10 protein-coding genes are annotated in these 16240 nt (G+C 44.9%); 6 read left to right on the forward strand and 4 right to left on the reverse strand.

The annotated features are described in order from the left end of the window. Window positions 1-35 precede the first annotated feature (35 nt). Together L3V43_RS16675 and L3V43_RS16680 are read left to right on the forward strand one after the other, a co-directional pair. A complete protein-coding gene (locus L3V43_RS16675) occupies window positions 36-2987 on the forward strand; it encodes a TonB-dependent receptor (protein ID WP_237116971.1) in 2952 nt (983 codons plus the stop codon). A 597-nt stretch (window positions 2988-3584) separates the two neighbouring features. Next, complete coding sequence (locus L3V43_RS16680) at window positions 3585-4163, forward strand: LysE family translocator (RefSeq protein ID WP_237116970.1); 579 nt, start codon at window positions 3585-3587, stop codon at window positions 4161-4163. Between the two features lie 272 nt (window positions 4164-4435). On the opposite strand, the gene L3V43_RS16685 is transcribed toward L3V43_RS16680, so the two are convergent. The 4 genes from L3V43_RS16685 to L3V43_RS16700 form a co-directional block, all read right to left on the reverse strand. Beyond that, the gene (locus tag L3V43_RS16685) at window positions 4436-4975 is read right to left on the reverse strand and encodes a YqcI/YcgG family protein (protein ID WP_235367853.1); all 540 of its coding nucleotides are present in this window, start codon (window positions 4973-4975) and stop codon (window positions 4436-4438) included. A gap of 273 nt (window positions 4976-5248) precedes the next feature. Further along, window positions 5249-5653, reverse strand: a complete 405-nt coding sequence (locus tag L3V43_RS16690; RefSeq protein WP_235367852.1) for a DUF1801 domain-containing protein — start codon at window positions 5651-5653, stop codon at window positions 5249-5251. Between the two features lie 249 nt (window positions 5654-5902). After that, window positions 5903-8443 (reverse strand): exo 1,3/1,4-beta-D-glucan glucohydrolase, encoded by a 2541-nt coding sequence (locus L3V43_RS16695; RefSeq protein ID WP_237116969.1) that lies wholly within the window; start codon window positions 8441-8443, stop codon window positions 5903-5905. A 3-nt stretch (window positions 8444-8446) separates the two neighbouring features. Beyond that, window positions 8447-9697, reverse strand: coding sequence for a sugar MFS transporter (locus tag L3V43_RS16700; RefSeq protein ID WP_237116968.1), 1251 nt, complete (start codon window positions 9695-9697; stop codon window positions 8447-8449). A 185-nt stretch (window positions 9698-9882) separates the two neighbouring features. On the opposite strand from L3V43_RS16700, the gene L3V43_RS16705 reads away from it, so the two are divergent. The 4 genes from L3V43_RS16705 (at window position 9883) to L3V43_RS16720 (ending at window position 16006) form a co-directional block, all read left to right on the forward strand. After that, window positions 9883-11226 carry a GH1 family beta-glucosidase gene (locus tag L3V43_RS16705; RefSeq protein ID WP_235367849.1) on the forward strand — a complete coding sequence of 448 codons (1344 nt, stop codon included), beginning with the start codon at window positions 9883-9885 and terminating at the stop codon, window positions 11224-11226. Between the two features lie 69 nt (window positions 11227-11295). After that, window positions 11296-12303 carry a LacI family DNA-binding transcriptional regulator gene (locus tag L3V43_RS16710; RefSeq protein ID WP_010607488.1) on the forward strand — a complete coding sequence of 336 codons (1008 nt, stop codon included), beginning with the start codon at window positions 11296-11298 and terminating at the stop codon, window positions 12301-12303. 6 nt (window positions 12304-12309) lie between these two features. Further along, window positions 12310-13896: a sugar porter family MFS transporter gene (locus tag L3V43_RS16715; protein ID WP_237116967.1), complete on the forward strand. Its 1587-nt coding sequence runs from the start codon at window positions 12310-12312 to the stop codon at window positions 13894-13896. Between the two features lie 361 nt (window positions 13897-14257). Continuing rightward, the gene (locus L3V43_RS16720) at window positions 14258-16006 is read left to right on the forward strand and encodes a hemopexin repeat-containing protein (RefSeq protein ID WP_237116966.1); all 1749 of its coding nucleotides are present in this window, start codon (window positions 14258-14260) and stop codon (window positions 16004-16006) included. Window positions 16007-16240: the final 234 nt, after the last annotated feature.

A 16240-nucleotide genomic window follows, 5' to 3' on the forward strand; every position in this document is an offset into this window, starting at 1 on the left:
TGATCCAGCAGCAAGAATAGAATCGCAGGGCAGTCATGAATAACAAACAATTCAATAAAAGTAAGCTTGCCGTTCAGTTGTCGCTAGCAATAGCGATGAATGCGGGAATGGTCAGCATAGCTCAAGCAGAAGAGCAACAAGCAGCCGAAAAAGTCGAAGTGATCGAAGTGAAAGGGATCCGCGGAAGTTTGATCCGTTCAATGGATTTAAAGCGCTCCGCATCGGGGGTTATGGATGCCATTTCGGCAGAGGAAATGGGGAAATTTCCAGACACCAACTTAGCCGAGTCTTTACAGCGGATCACCGGTGTTTCGGTCAGCCGCGCCAACGGTGAAGGCAGCCAAATTACCGTACGTGGTTTTGGGCCTGATTTTAACTTGGTGACATTAAATGGTCGTCAAATGCCGGGCACAGGTAATACTCGTTCGTATAACTTGGAAAACCTAGCCGCTGAAGGCGTGAGTGCGCTTGAGGTATATAAAACCGGGCGTGCTGATGTACCAAGTGGCGGTTTAGGGGCTTTGGTCAACATTGTCACGGCTAAGCCACTACAACGCCCAGGGCAACACTTTAGCGCAACAGCAAAGGCGATTGTTGATACCTCTAACGAAGCGGGAGATGATGTTACACCTGAGGTTTCCGCGGTTTATAGTAATACCTTTGCCGATGAAACCTTTGGTTTTGGATTTTCCTTCTCCCATCAGCAACGTGATTTTCAAAAGCAGCAAGCCAATATTCAGGGCTGGCAGGCCAATGTTGATCTACCTGATTTAGACCCGTCTAAAATCATTGATGGCCGTGCTGAAGATGCCGAGGGTAATAAAGTCGGAAATTACTTTTTTCCAAAAGACATGAACTACGGCATCGAAGATCTAGAGCGAGAAAGAACGAACGGTCAAGTTACCTTTCAATATGCACCGACTAACGGCTTTGTTGCCACCTTAGACTACACGGCAAGCCTTGCCGTAACTGGCTCTAATACGGTGGGGTGGGGTATTTGGAATGAGTTTGGCGGTAACATTAACGCCTATGAGTTAGATGCCAATGGCACCGCGGTTTATGCCGATATTGGCGGTAATGATGCGTCGTTCACTGCAAATAGAAATACGACGGAAGTCGAGGCGCGTTCACTTGGCTTAAATCTGGACTGGCAAATTAACGATAATTGGCATGTAGAGCTTGATTATCACGACTCAAAAAACGAAACCGATAATGGCGCAGATAAAGGCTTGGGTAGTGATGGTCAAATCATCTTAGGCTCAGATCAGTTGCTCACTAAGATTTATGATTATCGGCAGGGCGAAGTACCGCATGCAAATGTGCTTTGGAAAAATGGCACGAATGAACTCATGGCAAGTGAAATTGATTCTAACTTTAGCCAATTTATCCATTCTCCCGGAGAGGCGACGGTCGAGCAGTTGCAACTTGATACCACTTGGTTTAACGACAGTTTTGATATTGGCCTAGTGAGTGTGCAGTTTGGTGCAGCTCGCACTGAACAGTCAACTGGGGGATATGAAGCGTGGAGTGGTCTACGAGGAGGACCGGGCTTTAATCCTTCGTTTAAAGAAATTTTCCCAGATAGCATGTTTACGCGCCATGAAACTGGCGATTTGCTAGACCAATTCGCTGGTGGTGGCAGTGACCTACAGCCGGGGTATTACTATACTTATGACTTTGATGAAGCTATTGCAAGGCAGCTTGCGTATCTTACAGAAGATGTGATCGGTGCTGACTACTACTCGGCGGATGCCTATTTTGATGGCATAGATAGCCAAAGTCGAGTTGATGAAACCACTGACAGCATCTACTTGCAATCCAAATGGGAGTTTGAATTTTCTGACTACTTTGTGCAGATCAACGCAGGCCTACGCTATGAACAAACGGATGTGACAAGTGTGGTGCGTCAGCGTGTGGAAACGCAAGTGAATTGGGACAGTCCATCTGAATGGATTATGCAATACGCTGCGGGCGGTGATGACAACTTCTTAACGCAGCAAGGGGATTACGACATTCTATTGCCGATGATCGATGTGCGTTTTGATATCACCGAAGATTTAATTGCACGAGCGTCTTGGGGCAAAACGATGTCGCGTGCGCCGCTTAGCAATCTTGCGGGTGGCAGAAGTTTGTCAGGCAGCCCAAAACCTGGAGCAAGAACTGGCTCTCGAGGCAATACAAATCTATTACCATTTGAGTCGACAAACCTAGATTTTTCACTTGAATATTATTACAACGAAGGAAGTTACGCGTCACTTGGCTACTTCAAAAAAGAGGTCGATAACTTTATTCAAACCACAATCACGCAAACCACCATTGAAGGTCTTTACGATATTTACAATGGTCCAAGGTATAAACAAGCGATTGCAGACATTGAAGCCCGTGGAGAGCAGGCAACCAGTGATGCCATTTTTGCGCAAATGCTCGCCAATGGTCACGGTAATGCCGATGGTAAAATTGAACCAAGCAGTGACGATCCATTGATGGTATGGAACATCAGCCAGCCACAAAATACCGATAGTAAATCGGTTGATGGTTTTGAAGTGGCGGTACAGCACTTATTTGGTGAAACGGGTTTTGGCCTTGGTGTTAACGCAACTTTTGTTGATGGCGATGTTGAGTTTGATAGTGAAAGCCTAGTGCAGCAAGCACCGCTGACGGGGTTGAGTGACTCGGCTAACTTCCAAGCATTTTACGAAAAAGACGGGTTATCGGTGAAGTTAACCTACGCATGGCGTGACGCTTATCTTATCGGGGTAGGTCAAGCGCAAGGCTCGGCAGATGCACCACCGCAATATGCCAAGTCTTACGGTCAATGGGACGTGAGTGTGAATTACGATATTGATGAGCAGTTTACGGTGTTCTTTGAAGGTATAAACTTAAACAATGAAACCGAGCAAGGATATGGTCGTTATGAAGAGCAATTCTTATTTGCTCGTCAGTACGGTCCAAGATACTCGGTTGGTGTGAGGTATACTTTTGAGTGATCTTTTTCGCATCAGTTCACTAGGGCCTGTTGACCTTTGCTGTTTGATTTTTGTTCTCCTGAGTGTGTTTTGATCGCGACGCTCGACTTGCCGCCTAGTAATCTAAGCAAAAGTTGAGCAACAATGAACAAAGCGCACTCAGGGGAACCCAAAGGGCAGCGCTTGATTGGCATTTCTACTGTGTTATCGCCTAACTTACATAGAATAACTATGCTACGCAGGCTCTGCCTTGTATAAATACCAATCAAACTGCTGCAAAAACAAACTTGAAAGATCAACAGGCCCTAATACCAATTTCACTTAATTAAGCAAATTGGCATAAAAATGCAGACCGATGAGTCTGCATTTTTTTGGCTCTAAACTACTTACTTTAGTAGGGGCGACTTTATGTCGCGCTCATTCAAGCGCATATTGCATAGGGAAATGATAAGGCTGAGTTCGAAGATGAATATCATTGATAAACTCAGTACGTAGCTCCCACCTATCGCATATTACTTTGTAACTTCATGATTTAGTGTGATGATGCAGTGAGTGTGAATCGGACATGTTTGCGGGGTTGATGTTTTGGACAATTATTTGCTGTTTGTAGGTGTCGCTTTGGCGACAATTTTATTACCAGGGCCTGCGGTGATGCTGACTATCAATAACTCAATTCAAAGAGGCTTTGCCAAGTCTTTAGCTGGTATTTGTGGTGTCGCGCTCGGGATTTTGATTGTCGCCGCGGTATCGGCATCAAGTTTAGGTGTGATCTTAGCCAGTTCGGTGTTGGCATTTACGGTCGTTAAATTTATTGGCGCTGCATATCTTTTCTATTTAGGCTACAAAATGTGGCGAACTAAAGGTGAAAGTAAAATAGGCAAGTCTATTGCTGCAAGTACGATGAAAAAGTGCTTTTTAGAAGGCTTTTTTGTTTCGATCACCAATCCTAAGGCTGTTATTTTCTTTATGTCTATCTTTCCGCAATTTATCAATGTGGAAAATGCCTTTATGCCGCAATTTATGTTGCTGGTTTTTACCTTTAGCCTGCTGGTGTTTATGGTACATATTTCTTATGCGGTGTTTTCTGGCCTTGCTAAGACTAAATTGTCGTCACCGAAGAGTATGACGATGATGAACAAAGTGAGCGGTGGCGTATTTTTTGGGTTTGGCGCCGGTTTAGTTGCCGCCGGTAAGTAGTTTGAGTGGCTTAAAAATGTAAGCATACTCCCTTTTCCCGCGAGTAGTTAAAGGGAGCAAAGCTTGAATTCGGCATCGCTTAGCTCCGCACTGCAGCAGCCTTACTCGCCTTAGTGCGACTGGTTGGGCTACTTAGATTTGAATAAGCGCTTGAAGCACTCATTAAGCCAAAACAACCCAAAGTTGTTAATATGCCAATGACGACGTAAATAATAAAATCGATTACCATGATGTTGCTCATATCTAGTTCCTCTCCGTTGGTACAATGTGCATTAAATTCTGTGGGTTTCTACGTGTGATTCGACGACACGGAAACTCTGTGGGACCTCAAACTGAGGCATTAAGTTAAAAACAATCGCTGGGTACTTAAACTTTCTGTTTCTCGATGCGCTTGTAGGGCTTAAACAAGTGATATAAAGCGGCTCGCCATCCAAATTAAAATGAAAATTATTGCTGCAATCTGACGATTGAGAATGCGGCCCTCTGGGCGTGCTCTGCGAAACTAGGTTTTGCAATTCCTGCAGTTTACGCCAAACAGACTTATTAAAGTCGCTGTCATCTAAGTGTTGGCTCTGCTCAAAAACCGCCACAAACGCGGCACTTTTCATGCTGTCAAAATCTACCTTTTCGACAAAAGAATAGAGGCTCGTTATCAAACTAAAGTTGTTGTGTCTTGAGGTGAGATCGCCAAAACCTAAAACCTCAACATGGTTAAACGCTAATTCGGCTCTTTTACCACCACAAATGCATGGAAATTGCTGCTTGTTCACGAAATCAATAAAACTATCTTGCAGCTCGGGTTGTGGTGTCATGTTTTATGCTCCTAATGTTGTTATTTGCGCTAGTTGGTTTTGGTGGTTTCCAATGCTGAATGGCGAAATGCATCTACATTGTTTATCTATCACTATGTAAGCAAGGCTCGAACCACAAATTTAAATTTTTAAGTTATTGAATTTAATTGGTTTTTAATCTTCGTGTTTTAATGGGGTAAATTTTTCACGTTTTATTCAGGTAAGAAGTACACGGTTGTAAAAATTGGTAACGGTGGGTTTTTCGCTCCTGGCAAGGTTTACCCAGATTGGTTGTTATTGTCCGAGTAAAGGTAAGTTTTTGAGGTTTTTATAGTCCATTGCAATGGCGATACAGCGGTAGAGTAGCGCGGCTGGCATGTCTTCTTCCAGTTTAAGGACTATCGCTCGGTTTCCTTCAAACTGTAACTCGTCGGAAAATAGTACTCTAAATGTATCAACTAGCTTCGTTTGACAGTGAAAATAAAGGTGATAGTTAGTAGGCGTTTTGGCTTTCCAAGCCATACGGAAAGGACTACCCGATTTAACACTAAAGCTTAACTCTCCCCACTTTATTGCCTCAATCACTGCGCCAAAGTTTTGCTCACTGGCAACCTGCATAACGAGGCTACGCAGTGCCCTGATTTTTGCTTGTGCAGCAGGTGGATAGGTAGTAATCACTTGTTCGGCTATGTTTGACACTCTGGCTCTTCCTTGGTATTAGCTCATTTAGCTCATAAAGTAGAGTATTAAATTGAGCAGGTGAGGGCAAGTGTGCTCTTGGTGTGACTTTTTAAATCGCTTGTTTGTGCCCTGTAAAAAGAATAAACGAGCGCATCAGACAATTGGCTTACCTTAGATCTCTTAAATTCTAGTCCAAATTAAAGTTGCTTCATTAGACACTAAAAAACGATGTGAACACAGCCTCGTGCCCACATCGTGTTAAGGGGACTAATTGCAGCTTAGTGTCGGTGATGCTTCTGAAGAGATCTGTATCTCAGACAGCGTTACCTCTAGTATTCCAGCGGTTGAAAGCTCGAAAGGGACAACGGTTTTAGTGAAGTCCATCCCTTGGGCTGTAAAGCAATTGAGGTCAATGCTTAGTGATTGCCATTTGGCTAAAGGCATAGCTTGAAGTTGCTTAGCAATATCGACTTTTGCGGTGCATGAGCCGTTTGCGTCCGCTTCGCCTTCACAGCTCATCGCTACCCAAACCGGTTTATCTGGCGCAGCATCAACTTGTACTTTAAAAGTAAGGGCGCTGTCGATTGGAATACTTGGGCTTATGTCTTCCCTAAAGTAGCTTTCACTGGCGAGTCTAAAGCCGCTGCGTCGACTACCGTCAAAAAGTAGCTGAATGGCATCTTCTTGTACTTCTCTGTCCGTTGTGCGGTAGCTAATACCACCAAGCTTATGGGTGTTGGCATTTATCAGTTGATTTTCGGCACTGCTATATAGATGGCCTTGCCAAGGTTTATTGATTGATCTTACCAGCAAGTCTACACCGCTGGCGAGATTTGCCTGAGTTTGTATTTGCTCTGGTAAATTATCTGCTAATACATTTTGGTCTGAATAACGTAAGCCAAAACCATAAGGTAAAAGCGGGTCGTAATTTTCATCTTGGTAATTTACGATTTGTGTCGGCGTTTTTGGCCAAGAGTAGCTAAGCTTGCCAGTAAAATCATACTGAACTTGGCCGTTTTTGTCGGCCAGTAATACGTCGCTGATACCAATTCCTTCAGACCCCGGTAACCATGCTGCCACAAATGCATCGGATGCGTTGAGTTCAGGGTTTACCCACATTGGGCGACCACTGATAAACACCGCCACTGTAGGAATTCCTGCTTGTTTAAAACGTTTGAGTAATGCGAGATCAGATTTATCAGACGGCTTGTATTCAAGTGTTGCTCTATCACCGTGGCCTTCTGCATAGGGATCTTCGCCAAATACCACAATGGCAACGTCAGGCTTATCTTCAAAATCACCGCGAGTATTTAATGTGACGGTGCCACCAGCCGCTTCTGCTTGCTGCTTTATACCATCATAAATAGAAGTAGCGCCCGGGAAGTCGGCATTGGTGTTGTTGGTACCTTGCCAAGTAATACTCCATCCGCCGGATTGTTTGCCGATATTGTCGGCACCATCGCCTGCTAACAAAATATGTTGGTTTGGTTTAAGTGGTAATAGCTGATCTTTGTTTTTGAGTAAAACCAGTGACTCACGTACGGCTTGGCGCGCAACTTTACGGTGTGACTCTGCGCCAATGATTTCTGAGTTGCCAGCCAATGGACGATTTGCAGGACTTGGTTTTTCAAAAAGTCCCGCACGGAGTTTAACTCTTAAAATACGACTTACTGCATCATCAATGCGAGACTGCGCGATAGCGCCGCTTTTTGCTTGCGCTAGCGTATTGTTGTACAAGGCTTTCCAGTCGTTCGGGGCCATGACAATATCAATGCCGGCATTAATGGCCTCTGCGCAGCTGTCGTTCGTACAGCCTTTTATTTGGCCGTGACCATTCCAATCGCTCACCACAAAACCATCAAAATTCATTCGCTCTTTGAGCACTTGGGTAAGCAAATAATGACTGCCATGCACTTTTTCGCTATGCCAACTGTTAAACGACGCCATCACCGATTGTGCTCCGGCTTCAAGTCCGCCTACGTAGCCTTGAGCGTGAAGTGCAATTAATGCTTTTTCAGAGGCGATGTTGTCGCCTTGGTCGTCACCATCAACTGTGCCACCATCGCCGACAAAATGCTTTACCGTGCTGATCACGCGGTTCTTACCAAGAAAGTCCGCCTTAGGATCGCCCTGTAAGCCTTTAACAATAGCGCTGGAATACGCTTTTACGATGTCGGGATGCTCCGAGTATCCTTCATAGGTGCGTCCCCAGCGATCATCACGCACCACCGCGACCGTCGGGGCAAAGATCCAATCAATTCCGGTGGCTAACACTTCTTTTGCGGTAATGTGGGCGATTTTCTCGATGAGATCGGGGTTATTTGCCGCGCCAAGGCCAATGTTATGTGGAAATAGCGTAGCGCCAATGACGTTATTGTGGCCATGAACCGCATCCGTTCCCCACATGGTAGGAATAGCGCTGCCATCTAGGCTATCGTCAATCGATGCCTGATAAAGCGCTTCGGCAAGTTTAACCCAATCTGCAGGCGTTGCATGTTTGTTGTAGTAAGGAAATGCGCCGCCGCCATTGAGATATGAGCCGAATCCGTACTCTCGCATTTCTGCGACGGTAATATTTCGAATCTCAGGTTGGATCATCTGCGCAACTTTTTGCTCCAGGGTCATCTTAGCGAGTATCGACCGAATTCTTTCTTCTAGATTGCTATCGGTTTGAATCGCAGGAGTCAGCGCTGGCCAGTTTTCTACTTGGCGAGCTGCATCAACACTGGTTTTATTTGGGCTTTCGCTACATCCTGTTAAGGTTGCGATAGCCATTGCAAGACTTAGCATGGTTATTTTCGTTTTCATGTCTTAATTACTCTTGAAACGCTGAGGAGTTGCGCCTTTTAATCCAAAGTAGGCGATGTAGATATAGCATAAAGCAGGCAGTAAGAATGATAGCTGCAGATTGATTCCGTCTGCTAGCATCCCTTGAAATAGCGGGATAACTGCACCGCCGACAATAGCAAGACAGAGAATACCAGAGCCTTGTGCTGTTTGTTTTCCAAGCCCATTCAACGATAAGCTAAAGATAGTCGGGAACATCACGGAGTTACAAAGCCCGACCGCCAAAATGCTCCAAAGGGCGAGCTGACCGCTGCTAAATACTGCGATAAGCACTAATGCAAATGCACAGGCTGCATTAAAGGCAAGCACGGTTCGACCCGATATTTTCTGCATGACTAACGCGCCAATAAAGCGCCCGATCATGGCTCCACCCCAATAATATGCGATGAGCTTTGCAGCTTGGGCTTCGGTCATGTTGCCAATGTCCGGTTGATGTAAGAAGCTAACGAGCGTTGAGCCAATTGCCACTTCAGCTCCAACATAAACGAAAATACCGATTGCACCAAGCACCAAGTGTTTATGCTGCCATGCCTTGATTTCACCTGTGGTGACTTCCTCAGTAGTACTACTTAGCTGGGGAAGTTTGATAAAGGCAAAGATCAAAGCCAATGACGCGAGCATGGCTGCCAACATCAAGTAAGGCAATTGGGTTGCGCTGGCATTACCTACCTCAACTGTGCTTCCCTCACTGAAGATGAGCATGGCGCCAAAAAATGGAGCGACAGTCGTACCGAGAGAGTTAAAGGCTTGGGTCATGGTGAGTCGTGCAGGGGCGGTTTCGGGAGAGCCAAGTACACTAACAAAAGGGTTAGCAGCAACTTGTAGCACTGTGATCCCTGCCGCTAGTACAAATAGCGCGAATAAAAACACGCCGTAGATACCACTTTCAGCCGCTGGGTAAAAAAGCACACAGCCGATGCCTGCGGTAAGTAATCCAGTTACAATGCCTTTTTGATAGCCGATTTTTCCAACCAATTTGCCAGCTGGCACCGAAACAACAAAATAGGCGCTAAAAAAGCAAAATTGGATCAGCATAGCTTGAGTGTAATTAAGCTCAAACGCGCCTTTGAGATACGGAATTAAAATATCATTCAAGCAAGTGATGAAACCCCACATAAAAAATAGTGAGGTGAGGGCCCCCAAAGCAAATCGGTACTGACCAGTATGGCCTGTGGCGATTGCTGCTGAAACCTGTGGTTGAGACGGTACGCTCACGACAAACTCCTAGTTGATTTTTTTTGGTAAAGCGCTTACATTTATAAAAATGAAAGCGCTTACATTTTTAATGATGATTGCAGAAAGCGAACACGAATTCAAATAAAAAATGTTTTTGCCTTGCACTGTGACTAACACAACACGCTCGTACCTTGGCGTGAACACATAACTTGGAACGATTAACCATGAATAAAATTATCCTGCCAACACACTCGGCCATGTTGAAGGCAGACTATATTTTCGGCGTTGCGACTTCGTCATTTCAAATCGAAGGTGAGCGGCGTGGGCGTTGTGAGTCAATTTGGGATAGGTTTTGTGAACATGATGGCGCGATAAAGGATAGTAGTAACGGTGATATTGCCTGTGAGCATTTATCCAGATGGCAGCAAGATGTTGAACTCATAACCAGTTTAGGGGTTGACGCCTATCGCCTTTCTATTTCTTGGCCAAGAGTAATGAATGATGATGGCACGGTTAACGATGCTGGACTTTCATTTTACCAACAATTGGTCGATGCGTTGGTTGTTAAAGGCTTAAAAGTGTTTGTCACGCTATATCACTGGGACTTACCACAAGCGCTTGAGGATAAGGGCGGGTGGCTGAATCGAGAAACGGCTGTGGCGTTTGCACGGTATACCGAGGTGGTATGTAAAGCGCTTGGCGATAAAGTGTATGCGTACACCACGTTAAATGAACCATTTTGTAGTGCACATTTGGGGTATGAATTAGGTATTCATGCACCGGGCTTGCGCTCCCAAGCGGCGGGACGACAAGCAGCTCATCACCTGCTTCTTGCCCATGGTTTAGCGATGCAAGTGTTAAGAGCGCATTGCCCAAATAGCCTCCATGGAGTCGTGTTGAATTTTGCCAATGCGGATCCTGTGTCTACAGCGCATTGTGACGTGGAAGCGGCAAAAATCGCGGATGATTACTGTAATCACTGGTATATCAAGCCAATTCTTGAAGGGCAGTACCCAGATTTACTTGCCCAGCTCCCCAAAGACGTACAACCAGATATTCTAGCTGGAGATTTAGAGATTATTGCTGCCCCCATTGATTATCTTGGCGTGAACTATTACACCCGAAATATTTATCAATCTGATGGTAATGGATGGTATGAACAAGTTGAGCCTAGTGCCGAAACGCTCACTACAATGGGCTGGGAAGTCGTGCCAGACTCATTTTGTGCATTGCTTCGGGAGTTACATGCTGAGTACCAGTTGCCACCACTTTATATCACAGAAAATGGTGCTGCCTTTGACGACAAAATGGAAAATGGCGAAGTATTAGACGTGCAAAGGCTGGCTTACTTCCAATCTCACCTGCTCGCGGTTAATCAAGCAATGGAGCAGGGCGTTGATATTCGTGGCTACTTTGCATGGAGTTTAATGGATAATTTCGAATGGGCAGAGGGGTATACGCAACGCTTTGGTATTGTGCACGTTGATTATCATACTCAGCAAAGAACCTTAAAGGCGAGTGCAAAAGCCTACCAAACGATGCTGTTTGAGCGTAAATCAAGTGTCTAAAACTATGCGCATTTTTAGCCAAAATTGGTATAGTGCGCAGATACAACTGATGGAATAAAAGTAATAGATATGGCAACGATTTACGAAGTCTCAAAAGCTGCAGGGGTATCATTAGCCACGGTGTCACGGGTGATGAATGGCAATGCAAAGGTGAGTGACAAAACCAAAGAGAAGGTGCTCGCGGCAATGTCCGAGTTAGGTTATAAACCTAACGCCATCGCGCAATCTTTGGCTTCTAACCGCAGTAACAGTGTGGGGCTTATGGTATCTGAGCTACACGGCTCTTTCTTTGGTGACATGATGAGCACCATAGAGAGTACGCTAAGAACGGCGGGTAAACATGCCATTATTGCTGCGGGCCACAGTGATGAAGAAAAGGAACAACAAGCCATCGAATTTTTATTGGATAGGCGCTGCGATGCCTTAATTGTGCATGCAGAAGCAGTCAGTGATGAATATCTCATTGAGCTTGCGGGACGAGATGTAGAACTGGTGCTAGTGAACCGCCACATTCCAGAGTTGGCAGAGCGCTGCTTTTATACTGATAACGAACTGGGTGGATACTTAGCGACTGAGGCGCTATTGCAGCGCGGACATCGAGATATCGCGTATATCAGTGGACCGTTATTTAAGCTTGACGCCAAAGCGCGTTTGGCTGGTCATCAAAAAGCCTTAGCTGAATACAATGTGTCATTTGATCCTAAGCTCTCATTTGAAGGCGGTTATCATGAAACCGATGGCATCGCGGGATTTAATCATTTAATGCAAACAGGGCAGCGCTTTAGTGCCTTGGTTTGCGCAAACGATGAGATGGCATCAGGTGCGATGACTGCGGCCAGAGAAGCTGGACTTGATGTCCCATCAGCGCTTTCCGTTGTAGGCTTTGACGATGTGTTATTTACCAAATATCTTTATCCAAAACTCACCACCATAGATAACCCCATTCGTAAAATGGGCAATGCGGCGGCGCGTTGGGTACTTAAGTATGTGTATAAAGAGAAGCACCAACCCGATGTAGAAAATCTCTACCCACCAACCTTAATCTTGCGCGATTCTATCGCCGTAAAAGCAGAGTAATAAGCGATGACCAGCTTGTCGATATCCAATGCATTAAAGTACACCTTAATTGTATCGTTAGGCGGGTTTATTTTTGGCTTTGATGCGTCGGTGATTTCGGGTGCAATTGGCTTTATCAGTGAGGCCTTTAAGCTCACCCCATGGCAGCAAGGGATAGTCGTGAGTGCACCTACCTTAGGAGGGTTGGTCGCAACACTTATTGCAGGACCGGTGGCAGACGCTATTGGCCGTAAGCAAACATTGCTGATGACCGCGTGTTTGTATTTTGTCTCCGCGATTGGCTCGGCTTTCGCAACTTCGTTTGAAGCATTGGTGATTGCGCGTTTCATTGGTGGAATGGCATTTTGTTCTTTGATGGTGGCGCCCATGTATATTGCTGAGATCAGCTTAGCGGATCAGCGCGGGCGTTTAGTATCGGTTAATCAGCTCAATATAGTCGTTGGCCTATTTATCTCCTATTTCACTAACTATTTCTTACTTCAGCTCAGTCATAGCGAAGCAATGTGGGTGTCTGGTTGGCAAATAGATACTCAAACATGGCGTTGGATGCTTGGTGTTGAGGCGCTGCCAGCACTGGCGTGGATTTTGTCGTTACTGTTATTGCCACGAAGCCCTCGGTGGTTATTGATGAAAGATCAGCAGCTAGAGGCTAAACGCACATTAACGCGATTATTTGGTAGCAACAATGCACAACAGCAACTTGATGCTATTCAAGCGGCGTTACCTAAACTGCAACTGAGTAGTTTGTCGCTTGCGCGCAAAATGGGCAGTTTGTTTAGTAAGCGACTTCGTGTCCCTTTGATGGTAGGGGTTGTGCTTGCCATCGCGCAGCAAGTCACCGGGATTAATGTGGTGTTTTTTTATGCCCCGACCATTTTTGAGCAAAGCGGTATTGGTACTGATGCTGCATTTATGCAAGCGATTTGGATTGGTCTGATCAATGTGGTTTTTACCATCGTTGCGCTATTGACCATAGATAAACTCGGACGGCGGCCATTGTTACTCATCGGGTTAACGGGCATCTGCTTTAGTATGGCGCTGTGTAGCTGGGGCTTTAAACAAGCAACTTATCAGCTAAATACAGCACATATTGCTGAAATTAAGACAGAAGTTGCCGATTTTCCTGTGCATGCATTAGCACCAATATTAGGCCAGACTTTCACCTCCGACGTTGCATTTAATGACGCGATAAAACAGCGTTTAACTGCAGATGAGTACCGGCAATACAAGTCAGTGATTTTCGCACACAGTATTAATATGCCAGCAAAACTGGTTCTGCTTGGGATTTCCCTTTTTGTCGCGTCGTTCGCGATGTCGCTGGGGCCAGTCATGTGGGTAATGTTTTCGGAGATATTTCCAAATGCAATTCGAGCCGTTGCGATTTCCGTTGTCGGTGTGATTAATAATGCCGCCAGTTTTACTGTACAACTAGTGTTTCCGTGGGAGCTTGAGTATTTAGGGGCAAGCACCACCTTTTTATTGTACAGCCTGTTTTCATTGCTTTCGTTTGCGCTGGTATTTTTGTTTGTGGAAGAAACCAAAGGTAAGAGCTTGGAGCAGCTAAGCGAAAGTTTGGAACCGAAACCTAGTTAACCTGAGCTGCGGATAATTAATGCCTTTCTAGCAGCCAGTTTTAGCGCTAACTGCGTTGAATTCACTTCCAATAGCCAGCTATTGGTGCGTAAATTCGCCTTGCCTACAGGATGTAGGTACCTTAGCGAGAGCAGGACGCGGAAGCGGTGTTTTCCCTAAAACTCTCTGACTAGATAAGGAGAAAACTAAGTTGTGCTTTAGCAACAATGAGTTGGAACATTCCTTATCCAAACCTCAGGTTAGTTAGCAAAACCCGCGATAAAATATTTTTTCATGTAATTTTTTTGTAAACGATTTTTCATGTTTGGGATTTATTATCTTTCTTGGACTAGTCCAGAAATTCACATTTAAAGGAAAGATAATGAAATTACCCGTGCTTAGCAGTGTATTACTTGCACTTTCATTTACCGCAAGTGCAGATGCATTTGAAAACAAAGTATTGCTTATTGGTATCGATGGCCTGCAATACGAAAAAATTGGTGCCAATAATACACCGAATTTTGATCGCCTATATCTAACTCAAGCTTACACTGGCGGGATCGCAAAAACACAAACACAGCAAAAAACCAAAAGTGGCCCAGGTTGGGCGACAATTTTAACTGGGGTTTGGGTGAATAAGCATCAAGTGCCGAGCAACGACTCAGGCCTAGCAAACAAAGCCTATCCCAGTCTTTATCGTTACATCGCAGAACATGATGCTAACGCCGATATCTCAAGTTTTAGTACTTGGGGACCTATTCATACGCAATTCTTCAGTGACGATGTTGCCTTGATGGACAGGAGATCGGAGGGAGGCAGCGACGACGATAATTTAAATAAAGCGCTGGCTACCTTAAACAGCGGCTCACCAGATTTTGTCTTTTTACATTTAGATGAACCGGACGCTGTGGGCCACAGCTTATGCTTTGGTTCTGCCTACAATAAATCGGTAGAAGATGCGGACAAGCGACTGGGTAAACTGCTCGACGCGGTTGAAGCAAGAGAGCAAAGCGGTGAGAACTGGTTGGTGATGGTCACCACTGATCATGGCCGTACACCGGTTGTTGGCTGTCATCACGGTGAGCAAACCGAGCCGGAAAAAACCATCTTTATGGCCACTAACAAAGTGTTGAATAAAGAATTTAGCTCAAAAGATGTTAATCCTGCTAATACCGATTTCTCTGGTTTATATGGCTATCCGGCACAAACAGCGATTGTACCGACCATTTTATCTTACATGGGCATTGAAACAAATGTGCAAGCGGGTTTTGAAAGCACGCCAATGTATGGTGACTTAGGAATTCGTAAACTCAATTATGGCAATAAACTATTTACGTGGCTAAATGGTGCGAATGCACAAACGCGTGTTTATCGAAATAATCAATTGATTGAGACATTGCCTGCGGGTGTTGCCCAGTGGCAAGACCCGCAGCCCGTATCTGGCATCAATAACTATAGCTTTGAGCAACAGGGTGTGCATGTTGGTTATCGAGTTACCGAGCTGAAACTCAGTGCGGCGCATCAGTGGCACAATACTAAAAGCTACTTTTTCTCTGAAGATGCACGCTACTGGCGTTACGATACTGTGTTAGATAAAACGGATGATGGCTATCCGGTATCGGTGACTAATGGCAACTGGCCGGGACTTGGCGATTATGCAGAACAAATTCGTGCAAGTTTTTATAAAGACAGTGGTACTGTGTACTACTTCCTATCGGATGGTCAATACCTAAGCTATGACGTACAGAACGATAAGGTACGAGCAGGTTACCCTAAGACAATTGATAACAATACTTGGCCGGGGCTTGCTGCCTACGCAAATAAAATAACCGCAACCCTTCGTTGGACGTCCGATAAGGTGTATTTCTTCCTAGATGATGGTCAATACTTACGCTATGACTTGGGAGATGACCGAGTGGACAGTGGGTATCCCAAAGCTGTCAACGATAATACTTGGCCGGGACTTGGTGCCTATGCGACAAAGATAAATGCAGCATTAAAGTGGAACGATACGCGTGCCTATTTCTTCTTAGCTGACGGTCGCTATCTAAGATATAGCATTACTTTTGACAAAGTGGATGCGGGTTATCCTAAAGCCATTGATAACGGTACTTGGCCCGGGTTGCAGTAAACACTGCAAAAGTAACGGATCTTGAAGGGAGTGAACAACTCCCTTTTTCATCTTGTTTTTTACTTCAATCCGCGTTTTTCAGTTATACCAGTTGTATTAAGTAAATGATCTATCTTGAAGCGGGGAAATAGCTTTAGTAGCAAGGCAAAAATTTTGATATTTAGTTGTTCTAAATGAGAAATTTTTAACGAAGCTAATATGCTATTTCACCCTTCAAATTGATTAGAGAATTAA

The organism is Pseudoalteromonas sp. L23 (assembly GCF_021728455.1).
Taxonomy (GTDB): domain Bacteria; phylum Pseudomonadota; class Gammaproteobacteria; order Enterobacterales; family Alteromonadaceae; genus Pseudoalteromonas.